Source organism: Pseudoalteromonas sp. Z1A8 (assembly GCF_011378855.1).
In the GTDB taxonomy this organism is placed as follows: Bacteria; Pseudomonadota; Gammaproteobacteria; order Enterobacterales; family Alteromonadaceae; genus Pseudoalteromonas.
In genome coordinates this window covers 23,669-48,146 of sequence record NZ_WTLB01000029.1, presented here as the reverse complement: position 1 = coordinate 48,146, position 24,478 = coordinate 23,669, and the positions used below count along the sequence as shown (strand labels likewise).

Here is a 24,478-nt window from a genome sequence, read left to right as displayed (position 1 = left end):
AACTAAACTTAAAAACATGATTAATCATAAATAGATTTTTACATGCGCTGGTTTTATTTTATATTATTACTGACAAGTAGTAATTGTTTTGCAGAAACGTCAGTTGAATATTATCAAAATGATATTCAACATGTTTTAAATGGGCATTACCATAAATCAGGAGTGCTCTATGCAGCGAAAACTCCCAAGCAAATACTTCATCTAGCTACTCTCGACTGGCCTCCTTATATTGGTAATAATTTATGTAATAAAGGCTGGGTTTATCAATTTTCAATTGCCTTGTTAAATAGTAAGGGCTACAGCGTATATATTGAATTTTTGCCTTGGGCAAGAGCTGTACGAAATGTAGAACTAGGCAAAGCTGATATATTAATGCCTGAATACTTTATAGAAGATACAGCCCCCTCCGATTATGTTAATGGTATAACACGTCGAGAATTGCTCGGTTTATCTAATTCGTTTAAAGGTGGCGAAATTGCATTTTTAAAAAGGAAAGGCGATACAGACCGTTTCACTGGAAACTTAAAATCGCTCAAAGGGCAAAAAATTGGTGTTGTTCGTGGGTATCAAAATACGCCTGAGTTTGATGCCATGATGGATAATGCTGAGTTTGAAATTATTACCTCTGTTGATGATTTACAGCTTGTTCAGCTTCTAGTTGCTAAACGTGTTGATTTGATTATAGGCGACCCTCAAGTTCTTAAATTCCCAGTAACTTATTCTTCTTTAACTAAACCTGAAAAACAATCTTTGCTTTCTTCTATTGAGCAAGAAAGCATTCCTCTGCAATACAACCCTTTATATTTTGCTATTAGTAAGCTTACACCTAAATGGCTTTTAGTCTTAGAGGATATAAACGCAGGGCTTTATCAGTTTCATAATAGTGGCGAGATAGAGCGTATTATCAATACGACAAATACTCAATGCAAGCCATAAAATTGGAACGTTCCTTTGTTGCGCTGACTAATTTATATATAAACATGTAGAATCGTTTTCAACTTGTTAATGGAGTGAAAACGACGTGAGTGAAATAAATACAAATCAATCATTCGCGGTCAACGAACAGCCAAATAAAAATTATCTGTTTCCACTGACTGCAATGACGACCCTATTTTTTTTATGGGGTTTTATTACTGTTTTAAACGATGTACTAATACCACGATTAAAAGGCGTATTTGACTTAAGCTTTTTTGAAGCGATGTTAGTACAGTTTTGCTTTTTTGGTGCTTATTTTATTGTTTCTATCCCTGCGGGTACTTTAGTTAAGCAGTTTGGTTACAAAAAAGGGATTTTAACCGGTTTAATTGTGGCTTCAATTGGGTGTATGTTGTTCTACCCTGCAGTAGTGGTACATGAGTATTGGCTATTTTTAGGTGCTTTATTTGTACTTGCTGCAGGTGTAACAGTACTTCAGGTTTCTGCAAACCCTTATGTTGCAGCTCTTGGGCCTGAAAAAACAGCTTCGTCTCGGTTAAATTTAGCACAAGCTCTTAATGCACTTGGTACTACCGTTGGACCATACGTTGGTGGTTTATTATTTTTTGGAACCGCAGGTAGTTTAGCCGCCTCTGCAGCAACTGCTGAATCGGTAAAAGTACCTTACTTAATGCTTGCTGGCGCCTTATTGCTTATAGCTATTATATTTGCCTTTATAAAGCTTCCAGAAATCGAAGCCCATAAAGAAGAAAACAATACCGCAATAGAGTCTCGTTCATTAACTCAAGCACCTCACTTAACTATGGGTGTACTTGCTATATTTTGTTATGTAGGCGGGGAAGTGGCCATTGGTAGCTTTTTAGTTAATTACTTTGGTGAGGCACACATAGCAGGACTTGAAGAGCACACTGCAGCAGCGCTTATTAGTTATTACTGGGGCGGGGCAATGGTAGGGCGTTTTATTGGTTCTGTATTATTACAAAAAATAGCACCTTCAAAAGCCATCGCGTTTAATGCATTTAGTATTATTGCGCTCTTATTGATCACTATTTTTACTCAAGGTGACGTCGCTTTATACTCAGTATTGGCAATTGGTTTATTTAACTCAATTATGTTCCCGACTATATTCTCGGTTGCTATTGAGCGACTAGGATCGTTGACCAGTAAAGGCTCTGGTTGGTTATGCTTAGCTATTGTAGGTGGTGCACTTGTGCCATTACTCCAAGGTTTTATAGCTGACACAGTAAATATACAACAAAGCTTTTTTGTACCAATGGTGTGTTACGTATTTATAGCATGGTACGGTTTAAACGTTGTACGATTAGCAAATAAGTGGCAATAACCGCTTAATATTAAGTGACTGAATACGTATTCAGTCACTTATAAAACTATATTTTACAGGAACGTTCCAAAAATAATTGATACTAGTCATAATCTATTTCACTATTAGTCAGTTACCCACAAAAACCTTTTGTTTTACAATCCTTTATTCTTATTTTTCATCAATAACCTACTATAAGTCTCTTTTACTAGGACATTTAGCTAAATTTTTGCTAAAACTGTATGGATAATAACGAAAAAATAATAAAAGGGCTTATATGCTTAACTCGTTAAAATTTACTTCCAAAGTGACTATTGCAGCCTCTTTAATTTTAGTTTTGGTACTAGGGTTATTTACTTTTAATAACTATATTGCGATGCGCAAGCAAACCGAGCAGCAGTTAAGCCTAGTATTACAACAAAATTCTGAATCTGTTTCGCAAAATATAGCGAGTTGGTTAAATGCAAAGCTGGCAATTGTTATATCAATTGCTAAAACGCATAAAGCTAATGATTCTAAAGCCCTCACCCTTTCACAATTAAATACTGCAGAGCTTGCTGGAAGCTTTAAAAATACTTACATAGGAAAATCTAGCGGCACGTTTATATTAAACGATCAATCAGTCGTTTTACCTGCTGACTTTGATGCGACTTCTCGTCCTTGGTACAAATTAGTCGAAAACAAATCAAATACCGCTTTTACAACTCCCTATATTGATGTAACAACTAACGAGCTTACAATTTCAGCGGTAGTACCCATGCTACAAAATGGCCAGTTTAGCGGCGTTGCAGGTGCCGATATTGATATGCAAACTGTGACTAAAATTATTAACGATATTGATTTTTTAGGTCTTGGTTATGGTTTTTTACTCGATAACAAAGGCCAAGTGTTAAGCCATCCTAATGCTAAGTTAAATTTAAAAAATACATCAGATATTTTTGGTACTAATACGCCCTTGCAAAGTGAGTTTACCCAATACGAGATAAACGGAGAGTCTAAGCTTATCTCGTTTACAAAAATTAGCGGTATTGAAAACGTAGATTGGTACCTAGGTGTTGTTATAGATAAAAATAAAGCATATGCCAGTGTATCGACTTTTGGTCAAACTGCGGCTGTTTTTATGGTGATAGGGATCATTACTATCATTATTATGATGCAGCTATTATTACGCTATTTAATGCAGCCCATGAACCGTTTAAACGATGCCATTAAAGATATAGCACAAGGCGAAGGCGATTTAACAAGCCGTTTAACCGTTGAAAATGATGATGAATTTGGCGACTTAAGTCATTCATTTAATATTTTCATCGAAAAAATTCAGCATTCAATAGAACAAGTTAAAGAGTCCACAGAGCAATTAGATACAGCTATTGAGAGCTTGGTATCACAAACACATTCATCATTGTCTATGTATGATGACCAAAGCAAGCGTACCGATAGCGTGGCAGCGGCTATTAATCAGTTTTCAGCTACATCTATGGATATTTCAAATAATGCAGAGAGTGCATCGCAGCTTGCTAAAAATGCAGATGAGCACTCAACACAAAATCAAGAAGCATTAAGCCACAGCGTTGCAACCATCCATCAGCTTTCGGCTAATATGGAGAAAGCTCAGCAAACTATAAACAGTTTAAATACGCACACAGCCAGTATTGGGCAAGTGCTTGAAGTTATTAAAGGTGTAAGCGAGCAAACTAATCTATTGGCATTAAATGCAGCAATAGAAGCCGCTAGAGCAGGAGAGGCAGGACGCGGTTTTGCTGTTGTAGCAGATGAAGTACGCCAATTAGCACACCGCACTCAACAATCAACGCAAGAAATTGAAGACACGGTGAGCCAGTTACAAAAAGGCTCAAACCTTGCTGTAGAGCTTATGAAAACAAGCCTTCAAGACAGTGAAAAAAGCGTACAACAAGCAGATGCCGTCGGCAATTTAATGAGTCATGTTATACAAGCTATTAAGCAAATTAACGATGCAAATCATTCTGTGGCCAGTGCAACCGATGAGCAAAACCAAGTTGTTAAGTTATTAGATACCGATATTCAAACAATTAGCGCGCTTTCTATACAAGGCAAGGCTAACTTAAATGACACGCTTAACGAATGTACCAAACTAAAACAGCAGTTTAGTGCCTTAGAAAATATGGTTCAAAAGTTTAAAGTATAAAATTAATGACTAAAAAAAATGTAAATAAACCAAACTGGCTCAGTCTAATAAATATCGACAGTGTTTATAGCTCAGACAAACAGCGCAAAGCGTTTTCTTTATTTACCATGATTGGGATATCAATTGTGGTGATTGCTGTATTAGTGTTTTTGAATTATAAGCTTTACTCACCGATACTCACTGTTTCATTAATTATCGTTAACATTACAAATATAAGCTGTTCTATCTACTTTATAAGAACGGGTAATCTTCAAGTAGTGGCATTAATAAGTATGAGCATTGTGTGCATGATGTTTGTTGCACTTGTTTATACCGGTGGTAAAGATAACACCGCGCTATATTGGCTTATGTTTTATCCTGTAGTGACGTTTGCATCTTTAGGGGTCAGATTAGGTGCTTGGTTAGGTTTTACTTTACTGTTTTCTTGTATTGTTATTTTATACGGCCCTGACTTTGGCCAAGTTACTTATGGCGACGTAGAAAAAACACGATTTATAGCGTCCTTTTCTATGGTGTTTTTATTCTCATTTATTGGTGAGTATTTTAGGCATAAAAGCCACATGGCTATTGCTGATATTACGCTAGAGCAAAAACAAGATGCTTATACCGACCCCCTTACTGGTATAGCAAACAGACGTTTTATTACCTCTCATTTTTTAAAGCTTGCACAAACACGCCCAGATCAGTACTTACCTTTTTCAATTTTGTTAATAGATTTAGATAACTTCAAATCTTTAAACGATACGCATGGTCACGATTTTGGTGATACGGTATTGATTGAATTTACCAAGCTTTTGGAATCTCAGTTTTTGGCAACGTCCCTAAAGGCGCGTTATGGTGGCGAAGAATTTGTTGTTATCTTGCCACAAATGCTCATCGCTCAAGCAACAGTATTAGCTAATAAATTTCGTGAAGCTGTTGCAGGGCATGTTATGTTGACTGATGATAAACAACGCATTTCAATCACTTGTAGCATAGGTATTGCACAAGTAAATAAAGTAACTGATTATGATGATTCGTTAAAACAAGCTGATGAAGCTCTTTATAGTGCAAAGGCTGCTGGTCGTAATAGTGTCGTCTCGAACTAGTTGGAGGATTAATATGTCTCAAAGTAAATTAATATATGTTCATGACCCAATGTGTAGCTGGTGTTGGGGTTACTCACCAACCTGGCTTAAGCTAAAATCAGAGCTTGCTGGTAAAGTAGCAATTGAATATAAAGTAGGTGGATTAGCACCTGATAGCCAAGACCCAATGCCGCAAAATATGAAAGAGATGCTTGAAGGTACTTGGCATAAAATTTCAGCGCAGTTAGGTACGCAATTTAATTATGACTTTTGGCGTAACTGCCAGCCAAGGCGCTCAACGTATCCCGCCTGTAGAGCTGCACTTATAGCACGTAAAGCGGATAAAGAAGCCGACATGGTCGCTGCAATTCAACATGCTTACTACCTAAATGCGCAAAACCCGTCTGATGAAAGTACATTAATTAGTTTGGCTGAAAAGATTGGCTTAGATAAAAATGAGTTTACCGCGCAGCTAACGTCAAGCGAGCTTAATGATGAATTTAATGCTGAGTTATCATTTGTTCGTACACTACCAATCCAAGGTTTTCCCTCACTCGTGCTTATTAAAGGTAATAAAGCATACCCAATTGAAATAAATTACACCGATTGGCACTATTCCCTTAATCAAATTAATTCAATTTTAAAATAACCCGGCCTGTTTATAAGGCATTTGGTTAACAAATGCTTTTATCATCTTAAAAATCCCCTCGTAAGTCTTAATTATTACCACTGTCATAAAAGCGACTTTTTTGCGCAACATCCTTGTCATGTTTCATCTATAAACTCCTGCTCATTGAAATTCTAAAGTCATAAATTATTTATAGAACTTAATTTATTACCTTAAAAAACAAACTAGCAAATCCGCTAACTAACGAGTAAAGGTGTATGCGATGAAAGGCGTTAAACCATTAATCTTAGCTGGTATTGTGGCCGCAAGTGCAGCAGTACACGCAAATGATTTAGATAAGGTTATTGATAAAAGCAGTGAAATTAATAAATCAGCTGCGCAATCACAAACAACAATAGACAAGATTGCAGATTCAATGCAAGGACGTTTACAACAGTTTAAAACCCTCAATAAAGAAATTGACGGTTTAGCTGTTTACAACGCTCAGCTAACTAAACAGTTAAATAATCAAATAGAAGAGATGGAATCTTTAAACCTATCAATGGATCAGGTTTCTATTATTGAACGTCAAATTACGCCGCTAATGCTTAGAATGATCACAGGTCTTGAGCAGTTTGTATCTTTAGACATTCCATTTTTAGCAGATGAGCGCACTAAGCGCGTTACGTCTTTAAATGAAATGATGAATCGTGCAGATATCAACTCAAGCGAAAAGTTTCGCCGTGTGCTTGAAGCCTACCAAGTTGAAGTTGACTACGGACGTACTATCGAAGCTTATACCGCACTTTTAAATGTGGATGATAAAGAGCGTGAAGTCGACTTTTTACGCATTGGCCGTTTAGAGCTTATTTACTTAACACGCGATGGCAAAAAAGCCGGTAGTTGGAATGCAGATACAAAATCATTCGAAGCATTACCAGATTCTACAATAAGCCAAATAAATAAAGGCTTACGTATTGCACGTAAGCAACTAGCCCCAGATATGTTAACTCTGCCAGTACATGCAGCAGAATAAGAGGTTGAAAATGAAATTGTTTACTCAAATGACAAAAATAGCTCTTTTTGCTGCAAGCCTAAGCATTACTGGCGCAAGTGTAGCGGCAGAGCCAATGAACCTAGATTCATTACTTAAAACGCTCGAAAATGGTCAATCAGCACAAAGCGAGCAAAACAAGCAACGTGAACAAGAGTTTGCTGCTCGTCAAAACGAACAAGTACAAATGCTTAAAAATACCCAAGCTAAGCGTAATCAAATGCTGGTGGAATCTGAGCGTTTAGAAACACAGTTTGAAGAAAACGAAGTAAAACTAGCTAACCTAACAGACACGCTTTCTAAACGTATGGGCTCGCTAAAAGAGTTATTTGGTGTGTTACAGCAAGTAGCGGGTGATTCTAGTAATAAATTTGCGACATCGATTGTGTCGGCTCAAATAGACGGCCGCAGTACGTTTATGGATGAACTTGCTCAAAAAATGGGTTCAACGTCAAAACTTGCTTCAATAGAAGATATTGAAAAAGTATGGTTTGAACTACAACGTGAAATGACCGAGCAAGGCAAGGTAAGCCGCTTTAACGCAAGCGTTATTGTTGAAGGTGGCACTAAAGCACAGCAAGAAGTGGTTCGAGTGGGTGCATTCAACCTTATATCAAACGGCAAATACTTAGAATTTAATCCATCGACTAATTCTTTGAGTGAATTAACACGCCAACCTGTATCGCGCTTTACTGCAACAGCCGAAGAGCTACAAAACACTAAAAGCGGTGTAGTGCAATTTGCACTTGACCCAACAGGCGGCTCTATTCTTGGTTTATTAGTACAAGCACCAGATACGCAAGAGCGTGTTCATCAAGGTGGGACTGTTGGTTATGTGATTTTAGGCGTGGGTGTTATTGCACTTCTTATATCACTAGAGCGCTTTTTCTCATTATTGATTATGGGCGGTAAAATTCGTCGTCAACTTAAAGATAGTGTTGCACGTGATGACAATCCGCTTGGACGTGTGATGAAAGTAAAAGATCAATTCCCAAGTGTTTCACACGACACACTTGAGCTTAAACTAAGTGAAGCTATTTTACGTGAAATGCCAAAAGTGACACGTAACCTAACACTTATCAAAATCATATCGGTTGTTGCGCCGCTACTTGGTTTATTGGGTACGGTAACCGGGATGATCAATACATTCCAAGCAATCACCTTGTTTGGTACTGGGGATCCTAAGCTTATGGCGGGTGGTATTTCGCAAGCACTAGTAACAACGGTATTGGGCTTAGTTGTGGCAATTCCGACGGTATTTTTATACACCTTACTTAATACGCGCGCTAAAAATATCTTGCTAACTATTCAAGAGCAGAGCGCCGGTATTATCGCAGAGCGTAGCGAGAAGGGAGCATAAACCATGGTGCTATTGATTGACTCAATCAATGCTATCCGTGATTTTCTCGACACTGGTGGCCAGGTTCTCTTGGTCATCGGGGTGTTAATCTTCGCGATGTGGTTATTGATACTCGAGCGATTTATTTATTTTTTCAACGGTTTTCGAAGCTATAAACAGGGTGTGAAAACCGATTGGATTAACCGCGCAGAACGTAATAGTTGGAACGCAGAGCAAATCCGCGAAGCAATAATATCGCGAGCAGGTATGCGCTTAAATACAAACCTTTCTTTGATTAACGTAATGGTTGCCTTGTGCCCGTTACTTGGTTTGTTAGGCACCGTAACAGGAATGATAGAAGTATTCGATGTGATGGCAATAACAGGTACAGGCAGTGCGCGCTCAATGGCATCAGGGGTATCTAAAGCAACTATTCCGACAATGGCAGGCATGGTTGGTGCGTTATCTGGGGTATTTGCCTCAACGTATTTACAACGAAAAGCTAAGCGCGAAGTAGAACTACTACAAGACAGCATGGTTTTAGACCATTAAGTAAATTTTTGATAAGCGGCTAATTATAAAGCCGCTCATCCTAGGAGAATAAAAATGAGAGCCCCGTTAGGAAACCTATTTCAAGAAGACGAAGCTGAAGAAATAAACATGACTCCAATGCTAGACGTTGTATTTATCATGCTTATTTTCTTTATTGTAACTGCCTCTTTTGTTAAAGAAGCCGGTATTGATGTAAACCGCCCAGAAGCCGCAACAGCGGTTAAAAAAGAGCGCGCTAATATCCTTGTAGCGATTTCTGATACAGGCGAAATTTGGATTAATAAACGCCAAATTGATGTACGCGCAGTACAAGCAAATATAGAGCGATTAAAAGCGGAGAATCCACAAGGTAGCGTTGTTATTCAAGCGGATAAAAAAGCGACTACCGAGATGTTAATTAAGGTAATGGATGCCTCGCGCGCGGCGGGTGCATTTGATGTATCAATTGCCGCACAAGATGCGTCGTAAGGGCTAGTTATGTTGCGATATTTAGTTGCATTAGTGATAGCCGGTGTAGTGACCTTTATGCTGTTTTTAGGCATGCAGGCACTTATTACTGGTGGTGAAGGCGCTATGACAGACCCGGTAAAGGGTAACGTACTTGATTTTGTTCGCTTGAAAAAAGAAGAAACCGTACAAAAAAAAGAGCGTAAACCTCAAAAACCACCAACACCAAAAGAGCCGCCACCGCCTATGGAGTCGCCGCAAATGCAAAGTAGCGATGCAACAGCAAATGCTAATAACTTTGATTTTGCTGCAAACGTTGATGCGGATGTAAATTTAGCCGGAGGGTTAGCACTAGAGACAAGTGACGGTGAATATTTACCGATAGTAAAAGTGGCCCCTGTTTATCCGCGTCGTGCGTTATCTCGTGGCATAGAAGGCTACGTTATTGTTGAATTCATAGTAACTAAACAAGGCACTGTACGCGACCCGCAAGTGATTAAAGCAGAGCCTGAGTCACTCTTTGACAGAGCGGCCATGGATGCAGCACTTAAATTTAAATATAAACCACGTGTAGTTAACGGTGATGCCGTTGAAGTAGCGGGTGTTCAGAACAAAATATCTTTCCAAATTAGTGGTTAACTAGTAACTAACCACAAGTAAACGGACAGAAATGCGAGGCGATTATGAAACCATTTATTAAATCAGTTATGAAATTAAACCCAACAACTAAAATTTTAAAAGTTACACTATTTTGTACTGCTGCAGTAAGTACAAGCATTGTAACTCCAAGTGCTCTAAATATGTTACCTGGCGTTAATTTGGCAAGTGTATATGCAGAGCCAGAACAAAAAACTAAACGTGTGCCAGCGCTTCGCGAAAAAGTGTATAGCCAGTTAGCACGCGCTCAAAAATTAGCTGACGATGGCGATACAAAAGCTGGACTGGAAGCACTTGATAGTATTAAAGATCGAGCTTCAAGCATGAACTCATATGAAGTGGCAATGATGTATAACTTTTATGGCTTTATTTATTACAACGAAAACGATTTACCAAAAGCGATAGCTTCGTTTGAAAAGGTCGTAGCAGAGGAAGCCATTCCTGAGTCACTTCGTTTAAGCACTACATTTAGCTTGGCTCAACTGGCTATGGCTAATAGTGATTACACTAAAGTTATCGCATTTTTAGATGACTGGGACACTATTAACACTAAGCCTAAAACAGAAGCTTATTACTTGTTAAGAGCCCAAACTTTTTATCAGTTAAAAGATTATGAGAAAGGGCTTGAGTATATATCTCAAGTGATTGCTTTAAGTGATAGCGAAGGCAAAGCGCCTAAAGAGAATTGGTTAGTACTACAGCGTGCAATGTATTACTCACTTAATCAAACAGATAAAGTTGTTGAAGTACTTGAGCGCTTAGTAAAACTTTATAACAAGCCTGAGTATTGGGTGCAGTTATCGGGTATGTATGGTGAAACAGGGCAAGAAAAGCAACAACTTGCCGTAATAGAAGCCGCTTATCAGCAAGGGTATTTAACCTCAAAGTCTGATTTGCGCCAATTAGCGCAAGTGTATTTATATAACGGCTTAGCATTTAAAGCCGCAGTCGTTATGAGCGATGCGATTGAAAAAGGTATCGCAGAACAAAACGCTAAAAACTATGCCTTTGTAGCTGAGGCGATGATCCAAGCAAAAGAAGACGAAAAATCAATAAAATACTTTGTAAAAGCAGCCGATTTATCACCCAGTGGTAAGTATGACCAACGCTTAGCTGAAGTGTATGTTAACACCGAGCAATACGAGGAAGCGGCCGATTCAGCGCGTAAAGCACTTAATAAAGGTTCACTTGATTTTGAATCAAATGCATTTGTTGCCTTAGGTATGGCTCAGTACAACTTACAAAATTTTGATGCCTCTATTTTAGCGTTTGAACAAGCCGAAAAACATAAAAAATCACAGCGTTTAGCGCAGCAATGGATTAAATATGTAAAGCGCGAGAAAGTGCATGCAGAAACACTTAGAACAGCCTTACTGTAAATTTCAATAATTCCTGCCACGTATAAGTAGGAATTATAAAGCCATTTCATAATCGCAATACCAAACCGCCTCATGGCGGTTTTTTTGTTGCTATAAAAAGTAACCAATTGATTTTATGAAAGTTAACATTGTCATCTTACGGTTATCAAACTGTAACTACTTTGTCATATCACTACAGTATCTTACCTGCATTCGATAACTCAAGTCACCTTAATGCATGAGTATCGTGCTTTAAAGTGACTTAAGTTTTTACTTAATACGCTAACAAAATAATTAAATACTTTAACGGAGTGAACAATGAAATTATCTGATTTATTCAAGGTCAGCCTAGTAGCAACTGCAATGACTCTAGCTGGCTGTGGCGGCGATATCGAAATTACACCCACTGTAAACGATAACAGCTCTACAACAGATAACAGTGTTAATAATTCAAATAATACAGCGGGTTCAACGGCTGATGAAGACGCTGAATGTGCAAGCTATGAATCAGATGCAGGTACGGTAACGGGTGTCGTTAGCGGAATTGACTGTTTATATAATGACTCATTTGCTAGCAAAACAATTTCTATTACAAATAACATTACGTTTAAAGAATTGCCAGGCGGCGGTGTTCACGTTTTTGATGACGCCCTGCAAATTGGCGAAGACGGCAGCACGGTTGATGGTTTTGAAATTCCAGCGAATGGTCCAACGATGACCGTTGAGCCTGGTGCGGTGTTAGCTTTTGGTTCAGGTGAAGCTATTTTACGCGTTGCACGCGGTGCAAAAATTCAAGCTGTAGGTACGCAAGACAAGCCTGTTGTATTTACATCAGCGAATGCGTTTGACCGCTTTGATACCGCTGGCGAAGGTGCACGTTACGCTGACTGGGGCGGTATTATTATTAATGGTAACGGCATTACTGACCAATGTACCGATGCAGAACGCGGTGGCGCTACATGTAACGTCGCTTCAGAAGGTATTACAAGTTACTTTGGTGGTAACAATAATGCAGATTCTAGTGGCAATATTAAATGGGCTAAAATTTGGTATGCGGGTTCGGGTCCACGTGTTGGTGGTGAAGGCGACGATTTAAACTCTTTAACACTTAATGCTGTAGGTTCTGGTTCTGAGTTTGATTATTTACATATTCACCAAGGTTTTGATGATGGTATCGAAATTTTTGGTGGTGCTACAACGCTTAAACATGTTGCAGTAACAGATACACAAGATGATTCATTTGACTTTGATGCTGGTTGGCAGGGTAAAGCTCAATACTTATTTATCCAGCACGGTACTGTAACGTTAAACGACGGCACAGTTGTAAACATGGGTAACAATGGCTTTGAATCTGATGGCGTTAAAGGTGCATCTTCTGAGCAAGTATCTCCCTCTAACCCGACGGTTGCAAACGTTACTGTAATTACGACTGATGGCAACTCTGTGCGCGATGATGACCCTTCACAAGCATACAAGTTTGATGATCAGTTCAATTCAAGTATTTACAACGCCGTTATTATTAAGAAAAACGCGACAAATACACAGTGTATTCAATTCTCTGGTGACGGCGAAAAGCAAGCTGACAAAATTTCATTTACAAGTTCTGTAATGGCGTGCTCTGCAAACTTTACTGATACAGATACCTTTGCAAGTGGACCATTAGAAGGTCAAACCAAAACAGCATGGTTTGAAAATGGCGCTGCTAATCAAATTCTAACTGATGACGTAGTGCTTCTTGCTGATAATGGTTTTGCAACTAACACAGCAGCTAGCGAAGTAACGGTTACGGCCACTGATTTAAGTGCAACAGATTCATTCTTTGAAAACGTTAACTATATTGGTGCAGTATCGGATCAGGATACAGATTCTAGCTGGTATAAATGGGTTCAAGCGGCTGTTACAGCAGCCAATGCTGACTAACTAAGTATTGCATTTATAACCTCTAATTAAAGGCGCTTTGTGGCTTGTATATTAAGCGTAAGGCGCCTCTTTTGTATAACCTGATTAGGATTATCTCATGTCTAAAAAACATAGACTCAATCAAATTACTTGGGCAATTGGCTTAGGCTTAGCTGCACAGTCTACAAGTCTTATTGCCGCCCAATCGGATGAACAGTTTACTAATTCACAAGAAATAGAAGAAGTTGTTGCTGTAGGTACGCGCTTACAAGGCAGCGCAGCCGCTGTTGTTGAAGAGCGTAAAAACCAAGCGTTTGTTGCCGATATTTTAGGTTCTGAACAATTAGCACGTACAGGCGATAGCGATGCTGCATCTGCACTTAGGCGAGTAACAGGCTTGACGTTAGTAGATGGTAAGTTTATTTACGTACGCGGTTTAGGCGAGCGTTATTCAAGTGCTCGATTAAATGGGGCTTATATTCCAAGCCCTGATTTAACACGTAATGTAATTCCATTAGATATATTTCCTGCCAGTATTATTGAGAGTATGGCTGTTCAAAAAGCGTATTCGCCAGATATGCCCGCTGCGTTTGGTGGCGGTAATATTGATATAAGAACTAAAACAGCGCCTAGTGAATTTACAGCAGGATTTGAAGTAGGCGTAGGATACGATACGGCATCAGGCGATGGATTTACGTATAATCGTAATGAAGAGGGTATCCCAGAGGCTTTAAACAATGCGATTTCACAATACCGTGGTAACTTTGGTATTGGTAATATAGTAAGTCGTGAAGGTTTTGTTGATGCTGAGCAAACCCGCGCTGAGCAAGCGACAGCGATTAACAATACATTGTTAAAGTCACTGCCACGTGGGTATGAGCTAAAAGATGAGTCGTTAGACCCTCGTTATAATGTTAAAGCGCATTATGGCGATAGCTTTGAAGAGTCTTACTTTGGCGGGAAATTTGGCTTTTTACTGGCTGGTGCATATAAAAATGAGTGGGATTTTGAAGAGCGTTTTAGCTCTGTAATCACTCAAGATCTTAAAAACCAGGATGGTTCAATTGATTGTACAACATCGCTTGCCACAGCAGATGATGTATCTAACTCGTGCTACAACACAGTCAAAAATTCACAGGTAACCACTGAGACGCAAAGTTATAACGGATCGCTTAGCCTTTCTTATAGGCTTGGTACACATAGTATTTCAGCTCAACAGCTTTATATTATCGATAATGAAGACGAATCAGAAATTGCTATTTCGCAAAGCCCTGCAGGTAGCTCTACGTTTAGTATTGCAGGCGATGGCGTTGCAAATCGTAACCATGCGTTTAATTACGAAGAGCGCCAGTTAAATATTACTCAATTTATTGGTCAACATACCTTTTTAGATTACATGGGAATAGGCGCTGATTGGCAATACACTGAAGCTAAAGCAACGACAGATATTCCTACCAGTGCGGATTTTGAATTTCGTGATAGTTATAATAACGATGGCAGCTATGCGGGTTCTACTATAACCGGCGATGATAACCGCGTAATTATGTCGTACACAAATATGCAAGAGCGCGTTAAGTCCTACGGCGGTAACCTTACATTACCACTGTCTTTTGACGCGATGGAAGTTGAGTTTAAGTTTGGTTACGATTTCTCTGATAGGGCACGACTATTTAATACCTCAAGTTTTGCTATTAATAACAGTGGTGGCTCGGGTATTTCAATTAATGATGGAAGTGCTGATCCACTTAATAACAGTGGCTTTTTAACTGACGACTTCATTAATAATAACGCCATTTTAGTTGATTTTAATGAGCCTACAGCGCCTGACGCCGACGATTACATTGCCGCTCAAAAAGTTGATGCCGGCTATGCGTCGTTTGATGTTTTTTACGATCAATGGATAAGAGTCAGTGGTGGTATTCGTTATGAAGAGTTTAAGCAAACATCCATTGGTACATCTAGCCTTATTTTTGATCAGCAAGACTTAAATACTTTTTACGATCCTGAAAAAATTGAAGCGGGCTCTATCGTCACAGATGATTGGTATCCTGCATTGTCAGTTACTTACGTAGGCAGTGACGATTATCAAATTCGTTTAGGTTATGGCGAAACGGTTGTTCGACCTGACTTTCGTGAAGTTGTACCGGTAACTTATTATGACCCGTTAACTGATATCAGAACATTTGGCCGTACAGGTATAAAAAGTAGTCCCATTAAAAACTATGACCTGCGTTATGAATATTACGGGCAAGCAGGTAATTCATTTAGTGTAGCTGCCTTTTATAAAGACATAACTGCGCCTATCGAAACTGTGCTAAATATTGGTGATGAAGATTACTCTGCGTCATTTATTAATGGTGAAACTGCCGAGGTTTACGGTATTGAGGCTGAATGGCTTCAGGACCTAACGTTTGCTGCAGAAGGTTTATTTACCAGTGGTAACATTACGATAAGTGATTCTGAGGCGTCTATCGATCCTGCACTTGCTGGTACGTTAACTAACCCTAAAAAGCGTATGACAGGTCACTCTCAATATGTCGTTAACTTACAACTTAATTACGATTCACTTGATGGTATGCACAGTAGCTCACTTGTTTATAACGTGTTTGGTGAGCGTATTTTAGCAGCAGGTGTGGCTAATCGTGACGATGCTTACGAGCAACCATTTCATTCACTTGATTTAGTTTACACGTACTACCCTGATTTTAATTCTAAAGTTAAATTTAAAGTTAAAAACTTACTCGATGAAGATCAAGAAGTAACCCAATCAGATATTATTGTTCGCTCTAAAGAGCAGGGCATTACCTTTGACTTAAGTTACAGCTACGAGTTTTAAGCGTTTATTTTATTGTTATCCCCCTCGTAAGGGGGTGAATAAATCCACCGCTAACCCTGTATTTAATACAGGGTTTTTTTATGACTATGAAAAAAATTTGAGTTCTACTTTATTCACTAGTTTTAGCGCGCTGGTGGTGTTATTTTGACGTTAATAAAAATTAAATCTCACGCAATGAATTTTAATTTTTAATGTATTAAGGCATCTTTTATGAATCAAACAGTGGAACAAACAATGAAAAAAGTAGGATTAGTCGGTTGGCGAGGCATGGTTGGCTCAGTGTTATTAGAACGTATGCAGCAGCAAAGTGATTTTGCCCATATCGACACCACCTTTTTCACCACCTCACAAGCGGGTCAACTAGGCCCAGATATAGCAGGCGACGCAAAACCATTACTAGATGCAAGTGACATTAGCGAACTTGCTAAAATGGATATTATTGTTACTTGCCAAGGCGGTGACTACACCAATGCGGTATATCCAAAACTTCGAGAGTCGGGTTGGGATGGTTACTGGATTGATGCAGCTTCAGCACTGCGTATGAGTGAGGACAGCATAATAGTGCTTGATCCTGTAAACAAAGATGTAATTGAACAAGGCTTAGCGCAAGGCGTTAAAACATTTGTGGGCGGTAACTGTACAGTATCGCTAATGCTACTTGCATTAGGCGGTTTATTTGAGCAAGACCTAATTGAATGGGTAAGCCCAATGACTTACCAAGCAGCATCGGGCGCCGGTGCGCGTAATATGAAAGAGCTTATTGCACAAATGGGTGCTATTCATGCAAGTGTTGCAGATAAACTAGATAACCCAAGCTCTGCTATTTTAGAAATTGATAAAATAGTAAGCGAAACAATGGCATCAAAAGATTTACCACAAGACCAATTTGGTGTGCCACTTGCCGGTAGCTTGATCCCGTGGATTGACGTGCCTATGCCAAGTGGTCAATCTAAAGAAGAATGGAAAGCGCAAGTAGAAGCCAATAAAATTTTAGGTTCTTCAAAGCAACCAGTGCCAATTGACGGTTTATGTGTGCGTATTGGCGCTATGCGTTGTCACTCTCAAGCAATGACCATTAAATTACGTGAAGATATAAGCGTAGAAAAAATTGAAGAAATTTTAGCGTCTCACAACGAGTGGGTTAAAGTTATTCCGAACGAGCGCGATATTAGTGCGACTGATTTAACACCCGTTAAAGTAACAGGCACTTTAAGCATTCCTGTTGGCCGTATTCGTAAATTAGCGATGGGGCCAAAGTACATTAGTGCATTTACAGTAGGCGATCAGCTTTTATGGGGAGCGGCAGAGCCACTTCGTCGTATGCTACGCATTATTGTTGATGGTGAGTAATACCAATTCGCAATAATACTTGATCAATTTGAGGGGTTAACTGACACTAACTACGTTAAAAATTTCTGATTTTGAACAACTAAATAACGAAATTTTTGCTTTGTTATCGACACGATTTTCTTCTCTCAAAATAGATCTCTTAATTAAGCGAGTTGGTATAATATATAATCAGTATTAACAAAAAGGGTTGGCAAATTGCTAACCCTTTTTCGTTTAATGGCTTATAAAACCGCTTAAGAGGCTTAAACAATACTTTTTTATGAATGTTCACTGTTGTTTATTATTGAACTTAAGTAAACTGTTTACACTGTGCAACAGCCTATTCAAGTAACATTAATGACTTCTCACATAAATAATTTTGCCAATAAGCGGTTAGCATTTGTTAGCTCTTATTTTATTTCTGCAATCGCTATAAATACGGTTGTTTCTTGTTTTCTTATTTTTAGCAGTATTAATCACAGTGCCTCTCAAGAAAAACTTTACTGGTTTTTTACGCTAACGCTTATTTCGTTACTTCGAATAGTTAGTCATGTATTTGTTAACAAAACACACCCTTTTAAATATCAGTTGTATTTTATTGGTTTATTATTAACAGCTTTAACATGGGCTGCTTTCCCGATTTTGTTTTATGAAAACATGGGAATACAGGAGAAATTTGTCTCTCTGGTTGTTTTTAGCTCCCTAGCTGGTGGCGGTGTTAATGTTTTAGCCTCTGATATTCGCTCATCACTGTCGTACATAACCTGCTTGTTGGTTCCATTTAGTATTTTATTACTTTTACAGCCAATAGAAGATGAAAATGTATTAGGTGTTTTAGGACTCGTTTTATGGTTTATATTGTGTTTTGTAACGGCTATACGCAGTGCAAAAGATGTAAAGTCATCTATTAATAACGAACTTAAGTTAGATCAATTCATTGAAAACTTAGAAAATGAAGTGCAAGTTCGTACTGAACAAATAATCCTTTTAGAGCAAAAAGACAATCTAACTAAATTGTTTAACAGGGGGAGTTTTGTTTCTAATGTTGAACTAGATTTAGCCGATCAAAACGATGATATTAAAGCTGTTTTATTTTTAGATATGGATGACTTTAAAATCATCAACGATAAATATGGCCATGATTTTGGTGACTTTGTATTAGCCCAAACAGGTAAACGCTTAGTTGAAACACAAACCCAAGGCGACTTTATTGCGTGTAGGTGGGGAGGGGATGAGTTTATTTTTTATTCTCGTAGTAACACCGAAGATGAACTTTTTGACTGTGTTTTTAGATTAGTTAAAACTTTAACGAAAACAGTGAGTATGGATAACTATCAAGTAAATCCTTCTTTTAAGGTTGGGCTGTATTTTACGCGCGAAAATTTTGTTCTTGAAGACGCGATTAAATATGCTGATGTGGCTATGTATGAAGGTAAGAAAAGCCGTAACGAAATATCGGTATTTGACGAGCGGATGCATGAATCGCTTAAAAGAGAAGAAGTACTTCGTAGTTCTATTAAAGAATGTCTAGAAAAAGGTGATTTTCATCTTTGCTATCAACCTATTGTTGATATAGCTACAAACGAAATAACCACGTTTGAAGTACTGCTTCGTTGGCAATTTAATGATGAATTTATTCCGCCTTCAGAATTTATAGATATTGCTGAGCGATATGGAAAAATTAATATATTAGGTGAGTTTGTACTTGAGCAAGCTATTGCGAGCCTAAGTAAGTTAAATGCGGTAAATAGTAAGATTGGATTGTCTATTAATGTGTCTGTGTTGCAACTAGAAAACCATAACTTTTTAGAATTTTTGGTTGGGCTTTTAAATAGATACGCAGTTAAACCATACAATGTCCATTTAGAAATAACAGAAACAGTGATGATTAAAAATTTACCGTATTTGTCAAAAGTGATTACGGCCATAAAAAATACCGGTGTACGTATCTCTATTGACGACTTTGGTACTGGGTTTTCTTCTATATCGGTTTTAAAAGAGCTATCAGTTGATTATATTAAAATAGATAAATCTTACATTGATAATATTTGTGAATGCTCAAAAGATAAAAGTATTGTATCTGCGGTAACTAACATGTCGCATATGATTGGTTGCCAAGTAATAGCGGAGGGCGTAGAAAACACAGCTCAGTTAACGTTATTACAAAGTTTACAAATTGATAAATACCAAGGCTTTATATTCAGTAAACCGGTTAGGTTTGATAAAGCATTAGCACTGATAAACTAAAGATACGTATCCACTATATATTCAATTAAGCATTGCTGCATAAATTAAGATTGTGCAGTAATGTTCTATTTGAAATACCAGATTTAAGCTAGTTTTAGATAAATTGTAAGCCATAACAGATTTTCTCTACCGCAGTATATTTCCCTACCTACACTTTTTAATTTTCATAGGCATATTTTATTTTTGAATTGGTACAGCCTTTGCTATTAATACGTACATTAGCGCCTTTAGCTACATTTAGGCTATTAATACCAATTCCAATAAATAGCTGATCTATTTTACTTGCTAAAACAACCCATTTCTTTGTTGTAAATTTCGTAAAGGGAACAACCATTTACATCAATTTACGCCTAGAACTGAATTATTTTTTCGGCGTAAAATTTAGATCACATACTTAATGGAATTGGTATAACGATGTATTTTAGATGTTTTATACGTAGTGTTATTACAATTTTGCGTAATTTTTACATGTTTAAAATACTCATTTTTAAGGTATTAGGTAAAGGAAATTATAATGGGTTCGATTTATAATGTATTTCATAGCAAATGGTTTAACTCATTGGCGGCTATCTTATTAGTCCTTATTATTGCCAGAATAGCCGCGCCTTTTGCGCTTCAGTACTACGTAAATTATCAGCTAAAACATACACAAGGTGTTACAGGGCATGTGGGCGATGTAGATTTATTTTTATATCGTGGCGCTTACGCAATTGACGACGTTGAAATTTACGCTGTTGATGAAACTTCAGCTCCTAAGCCTTTATTGAGTATTCAAACGCTTGATTTTTCACTTGCGTGGTCAGCCCTTTTAAAGGGCAACTTAGTAACAAATATGGCCTTTACGCGCCCTGAAATAGTTATATATGATAAAGACCCCAATGCTTCTGAGCAAAATCAACAAGTAAAAGATGAAACTACCTGGGTAGGGCTCGCTAATAATTTAGTACTTTTTTCTATTGATACCTTAACCATTGAGAAAGGAAAGCTATCTTTAGTTAATACAACGAATAGCGGTGAAAAGCCTACTTTTATATCAAATATTAATGCCAAGATTGAAAACATAACTAACGCACAAAACCTATCAAAAACACTCGTGACTACTCTAAATGTAGAAGGTGCATTAATGGGGGAGGCTGCATTAAAGCTTAATGGCAAGCTTGACCCTTTTAGCAAACAGGCTAATTTTGATTTTAATGCAGAGGTACAGCGCTTTTCAGTTAAAAATTTAGACACTGTATTTAAAGTGTATACACCGTTTGATATTGAAGCCGGTGGCATTGATGGAGCAATGGAGCTTGTAGCTAAAGATAATAACTTAAATGGTTATGTAAAAGCGGGCGTTCAAAACTTGCGTGTTTTTTCGTGGCGCGAAGATATAAAAAAAGATGACGATGGAATATTTACGGCCATATTTGAAGGCAGTGTTGATTTGCTCAGCTCTATACTTGAAAACGATGAATCTAAGCTTGTAGCTGCACGTATTCCCATAGAGGGGCAATTAGATAATGCAGATGTGTCGACTTTCCAAGCAGTTATTTCGGTGCTAAAAAATGCTTTTTTTGATGCCTTTAAAATGAAAGTCGATAACGTTATTTCTTTTGAAGATACAGATAACAAACCTGATAACGAGGGAAATTAAAGCGCTTTGGTAATTCTACTTTTATTAGAATTTTAAACGGCACCCACTTTGTTTAAACTTTAAGTGGGTGCTTTAGTACTCTGAACAGATTAGTTTTTGCGGTTACTCAATAGCTCTTTAAGCTCAGCAATTTGTGATTGCAGCTCGTTTACTTGCCCTTGCGTTGCAGGTAATGAGCTATTATCTGCGAGCTCTTCTCGCGCTTTACGGTGCTCCTCACTCATAACTTCTAAAATGGCACCTACCATCATATTTAAAAATACAAATGCGGTTAAAAATATAAACGTAAGGTAATAAATCCAGCTTAGTTCGTACACCGCCATTGTTTCGTACATTATGTCGGTCCAATCTTCAAATGTTGCCACCCTAAATAGGGTGAGCATAGAGATTGAAACGTCTTGCCAAAGTACGGGGTTTATTTCAGCAAACATCATGCTACCCATTGCAGCGTATATATAAAAAATAACAAACATTAACAGGGCTATATAACCCATTTGCGGAATTGCTTTAAGGAGTGAATTAACCAATAAGCGCAGCTCTGGGATCATCGATACCAATCGCAGTACTCTAAATATGCGAAGTAGACGAGCAATTAACATAGTAGAGCCAGCAGCAGGATATAAACTGCCCAATACTATGATTGTGTCGAATATATTCCACCCCTTCGAAAAGAAGTTTTTTATGCCTTTGCTTGCAATAAAGCGGATTACTAGCTCAATTAAAAAGAATGCGGTAATACCAACGTCCATCCAATTTAGAGCAAGCTCTACGTTAGGATGTAGTGAGTAAGTGTGTGCACCTACTGTCAGGGCAGAAACAATAATTACAGCTATAACAAATGATTGAAATATCTTGCTTTTGTCTATACGCTGAAACAACTTTTGCAACTGCGACATCATAGTAATGGGTCCTGTGGGGATTAAGATTTTTAGGACGCTAATATACAATAATATTGTAATAATTTAACGCTTTTTCGATATAGAAAGTGTAAGGAAATTTAATGTTTATCAATAAACTAAAAAGTAGCGCATTACTTATTGTTGGATTATGTGTTTTAGCTGGTTGCAGCTCTGACGCGCGTTTTCATGAAGTTCAATCGGCGCGCCTTGATGAGTGTAACTATAAAGCCGACAAAGAATATTACGAATGCTTAGATAAACAAGACTCTAACTACGAAGAGTTTAAAAAACAGCAACAAGCAGAAACTAAATAAGTAACCTTTATATTTATGACTAAAACTCAAAAGCAACGCGATAAGCAAATTCGTTTAGCACTCACTAATGCATGCGAGGCAATAAAAGAAAGCGTAATTGGTTTTGATTATCTAACGCATACCATTGATTTAAATAACGAGGCCAATACGTTAAAAGTACAGTGCTATTTTAATGATGATATAGCCCTTGAAAGTGCAAAACCGCAACTTAACGAATTAACAGCTATTATACTCAAAGAGCTTACGAGTATTAAGTTGAACGCAAAACCAGCACACATTTCATTTTCAGCTAATTAACAGGGCTTTTGTTGGTTTGATAGCACATGGACGTTATAATTAGATAAATTATTTTTAGGGTTTAAATTATGGCTGTTCCTTCGCGTTCGCAAATTTCACCAGGTATCACAGTAAATATTGTATTAAAAGAAGATCAACGCAGCGGTACGTTAACCGAAGGTGTTGTTGAGCGTCTTTTAACAAAGTCACCTAATCACCCACACGGCATTAAAGTGCGTTTAGAAGATGGTCAAGTTGGCCGAGTAAAAGAGATTTTATAATGGCAGCGTTAACAGAACAGGCTTTTTGGGAATTAGTAACAACGCCTGATTTAGGGCTCGATCCGCAAAGTGTCAGCGATAACCTAAAAACTAAACTTAATGATTTAAGCGATCAGCACCTTATTGATTTTGATAAGCACTTTGGCATACATATGCGCAAATGCTTTACCTGGGATTTGTTTGGCGCCGCCTTTGTTATGGCTGGATGTAACGACGATTACGGTTTTAGCGAATTTAGATGTTGGTTAATTTCGCGCGGTAAAACAGTATTCGAAAACGCCTTAGAAAATGCTGACTCAATTGCACAATGTACACCTGTTTATTACTTAAACGAGCAGCCTTATCCGTACATTGATGAGTATGATTTAATAGCCGGTTTATTATTTGAAGAACGCAGTGAAGACGAATTACCGTTTATCCCATCTGGCAGCGACGAGCCTAAAGGTAAACGCTTCAAAGACAAACCTAAGTTTTTAAAGCAAAACTACCCACTATTATTTGCAAAATATTGGCAGTAATGTGTATTTAATCGTTTTGTTGTTTCGGTACGTATTTAACAGCGTACTTTACAACAAAGTGATTATACCAACCTGCTTATATATAGAGTCTATTTAATTCGTTAAATAGACTCTATATATAAGCAGATTGGTATTAGTTGTTGTATCTAAGTGCTGTAGCACGACTTCTCTCCTTTTATAGTAAATCTCTGTTATAGTTGTAAAAAGTTAAGTAGATAAGCATTTTTAGCTTATCTAACACATTAACTCTCGAAGGATACACACACGCAATGAAATATATAACATTTGCTTTGTTAGCAATTACATTTACAAGTGCTTATGCCTTTAGTGAGCCAAGTAATAAAACGCGATTTATACCGCTTTTAAAGTCAAAATTGGGTGCGTACGACGTTGTCTCAACTAATTCAGGATTATGCGTTAATAGTAACTTAAGCCTAACAGAAGAAAACAACCCAAATAGCGGCTTTAAGTTAGGAGAACAAATTATATTTGGTCCGCTTCATAACGGTACACAAACAGTAAAAAAACCTGGCTTTTGTTTTATTACCAGCTCATTAAAATATAAAAGTGATGGTCTTGAAAACGGTTTACGAATGAGCCGTTGTGAAAATCCCGCAAACGAGAAAACAATTAGCCAAAGCATTAAATTTTTAGCTGATAACACACTAAAATATACATTGAGCGAACCTAGTGTAGAGTGCACATTTAAAAAAGCAGACGAGAGTAAATAAAGTA

22 protein-coding genes are annotated in these 24,478 nt (G+C 37.8%); 21 read left to right on the top strand and 1 reads right to left on the bottom strand.

Features of this window, described 5'->3' with window-relative positions:
- The first annotated feature begins 42 nt into the window (after nucleotides 1-42).
- From GQR55_RS12525 to GQR55_RS12450, 16 genes are all read left to right on the top strand, one after another.
- Nucleotides 43-936 (top strand): transporter substrate-binding domain-containing protein, encoded by an 894-nt coding sequence (locus GQR55_RS12525; protein WP_166420864.1) that lies wholly within the window; start codon nucleotides 43-45, stop codon nucleotides 934-936.
- Nucleotides 937-1,021: 85 nt separating this feature from the next.
- The gene (locus GQR55_RS12520) at nucleotides 1,022-2,278 is read left to right on the top strand and encodes a sugar MFS transporter (protein ID WP_166420863.1); all 1,257 of its coding nucleotides are present in this window, start codon (nucleotides 1,022-1,024) and stop codon (nucleotides 2,276-2,278) included.
- A 256-nt stretch (nucleotides 2,279-2,534) separates the two neighbouring features.
- On the top strand, nucleotides 2,535-4,424 hold the full coding sequence (locus GQR55_RS12515; protein ID WP_166420862.1) for a methyl-accepting chemotaxis protein: 1,890 nt from the start codon (nucleotides 2,535-2,537) through the stop codon (nucleotides 4,422-4,424).
- Between the two features lie 5 nt (nucleotides 4,425-4,429).
- Nucleotides 4,430-5,512 carry a GGDEF domain-containing protein gene (locus tag GQR55_RS12510; protein WP_166420861.1) on the top strand — a complete coding sequence of 361 codons (1,083 nt, stop codon included), beginning with the start codon at nucleotides 4,430-4,432 and terminating at the stop codon, nucleotides 5,510-5,512.
- Nucleotides 5,513-5,525: 13 nt separating this feature from the next.
- Nucleotides 5,526-6,140 (top strand): DsbA family protein, encoded by a 615-nt coding sequence (locus GQR55_RS12505; RefSeq protein WP_166420860.1) that lies wholly within the window; start codon nucleotides 5,526-5,528, stop codon nucleotides 6,138-6,140.
- A 241-nt stretch (nucleotides 6,141-6,381) separates the two neighbouring features.
- Nucleotides 6,382-7,134 (top strand): DUF3450 domain-containing protein, encoded by a 753-nt coding sequence (locus GQR55_RS12500; protein ID WP_166420859.1) that lies wholly within the window; start codon nucleotides 6,382-6,384, stop codon nucleotides 7,132-7,134.
- Nucleotides 7,135-7,144: 10 nt separating this feature from the next.
- Nucleotides 7,145-8,512, top strand: a complete 1,368-nt coding sequence (locus GQR55_RS12495) for a MotA/TolQ/ExbB proton channel family protein (RefSeq protein ID WP_166420858.1) — start codon at nucleotides 7,145-7,147, stop codon at nucleotides 8,510-8,512.
- A gap of 3 nt (nucleotides 8,513-8,515) precedes the next feature.
- Nucleotides 8,516-9,043 (top strand): MotA/TolQ/ExbB proton channel family protein, encoded by a 528-nt coding sequence (locus GQR55_RS12490; protein WP_166420857.1) that lies wholly within the window; start codon nucleotides 8,516-8,518, stop codon nucleotides 9,041-9,043.
- A 54-nt stretch (nucleotides 9,044-9,097) separates the two neighbouring features.
- Nucleotides 9,098-9,511, top strand: coding sequence for a biopolymer transporter ExbD (locus GQR55_RS12485; protein ID WP_004334764.1), 414 nt, complete (start codon nucleotides 9,098-9,100; stop codon nucleotides 9,509-9,511).
- Nucleotides 9,512-9,523: 12 nt separating this feature from the next.
- Nucleotides 9,524-10,129 carry an energy transducer TonB gene (locus GQR55_RS12480; RefSeq protein WP_206012088.1) on the top strand — a complete coding sequence of 202 codons (606 nt, stop codon included), beginning with the start codon at nucleotides 9,524-9,526 and terminating at the stop codon, nucleotides 10,127-10,129.
- A 68-nt stretch (nucleotides 10,130-10,197) separates the two neighbouring features.
- Nucleotides 10,198-11,526 (top strand): hypothetical protein, encoded by a 1,329-nt coding sequence (locus tag GQR55_RS12475; RefSeq protein WP_166420869.1) that lies wholly within the window; start codon nucleotides 10,198-10,200, stop codon nucleotides 11,524-11,526.
- 297 nt (nucleotides 11,527-11,823) lie between these two features.
- Nucleotides 11,824-13,425 (top strand): hypothetical protein, encoded by a 1,602-nt coding sequence (locus tag GQR55_RS12470; RefSeq protein WP_166420855.1) that lies wholly within the window; start codon nucleotides 11,824-11,826, stop codon nucleotides 13,423-13,425.
- Nucleotides 13,426-13,522: 97 nt separating this feature from the next.
- Entirely contained in the window at nucleotides 13,523-16,240 is a 2,718-nt protein-coding gene (locus GQR55_RS12465; RefSeq protein WP_166420854.1) for a TonB-dependent receptor plug domain-containing protein, read from the top strand.
- A gap of 210 nt (nucleotides 16,241-16,450) precedes the next feature.
- Nucleotides 16,451-17,590 (top strand): aspartate-semialdehyde dehydrogenase, encoded by a 1,140-nt coding sequence (asd, locus tag GQR55_RS12460; RefSeq protein WP_166420853.1) that lies wholly within the window; start codon nucleotides 16,451-16,453, stop codon nucleotides 17,588-17,590.
- A gap of 336 nt (nucleotides 17,591-17,926) precedes the next feature.
- Nucleotides 17,927-19,816, top strand: coding sequence for a bifunctional diguanylate cyclase/phosphodiesterase (locus GQR55_RS12455; RefSeq protein ID WP_206012086.1), 1,890 nt, complete (start codon nucleotides 17,927-17,929; stop codon nucleotides 19,814-19,816).
- A gap of 514 nt (nucleotides 19,817-20,330) precedes the next feature.
- A complete protein-coding gene (locus GQR55_RS12450) occupies nucleotides 20,331-21,455 on the top strand; it encodes a DUF748 domain-containing protein (protein WP_166420851.1) in 1,125 nt (374 codons plus the stop codon).
- A gap of 89 nt (nucleotides 21,456-21,544) precedes the next feature.
- Here the strand turns inward: GQR55_RS12450 and GQR55_RS12445 are convergent, their stop codons facing one another.
- Nucleotides 21,545-22,354 carry an ion transporter gene (locus GQR55_RS12445; protein ID WP_166420850.1) on the bottom strand — a complete coding sequence of 270 codons (810 nt, stop codon included), beginning with the start codon at nucleotides 22,352-22,354 and terminating at the stop codon, nucleotides 21,545-21,547.
- Between the two features lie 101 nt (nucleotides 22,355-22,455).
- Between GQR55_RS12445 and GQR55_RS12440 the strand changes: the two genes are divergently transcribed.
- The 5 genes from GQR55_RS12440 (at nucleotide 22,456) to GQR55_RS12420 (ending at nucleotide 24,474) form a co-directional block, all read left to right on the top strand.
- On the top strand, nucleotides 22,456-22,668 hold the full coding sequence (locus GQR55_RS12440) for a hypothetical protein (RefSeq protein WP_007583226.1): 213 nt from the start codon (nucleotides 22,456-22,458) through the stop codon (nucleotides 22,666-22,668).
- Between the two features lie 15 nt (nucleotides 22,669-22,683).
- Entirely contained in the window at nucleotides 22,684-22,965 is a 282-nt protein-coding gene (locus GQR55_RS12435; RefSeq protein ID WP_166420849.1) for a hypothetical protein, read from the top strand.
- Between the two features lie 68 nt (nucleotides 22,966-23,033).
- Nucleotides 23,034-23,225 carry a YwbE family protein gene (locus GQR55_RS12430; protein WP_166420848.1) on the top strand — a complete coding sequence of 64 codons (192 nt, stop codon included), beginning with the start codon at nucleotides 23,034-23,036 and terminating at the stop codon, nucleotides 23,223-23,225.
- Nucleotides 23,225-23,743, top strand: a complete 519-nt coding sequence (locus GQR55_RS12425) for a DUF4240 domain-containing protein (RefSeq protein WP_166420847.1) — start codon at nucleotides 23,225-23,227, stop codon at nucleotides 23,741-23,743. Before GQR55_RS12430 ends, GQR55_RS12425 begins: the two co-directional genes overlap by 1 nt.
- Before the next feature lie 269 nt (nucleotides 23,744-24,012).
- The gene (locus GQR55_RS12420) at nucleotides 24,013-24,474 is read left to right on the top strand and encodes a hypothetical protein (protein ID WP_149592880.1); all 462 of its coding nucleotides are present in this window, start codon (nucleotides 24,013-24,015) and stop codon (nucleotides 24,472-24,474) included.
- Nucleotides 24,475-24,478 lie beyond the last annotated feature (4 nt).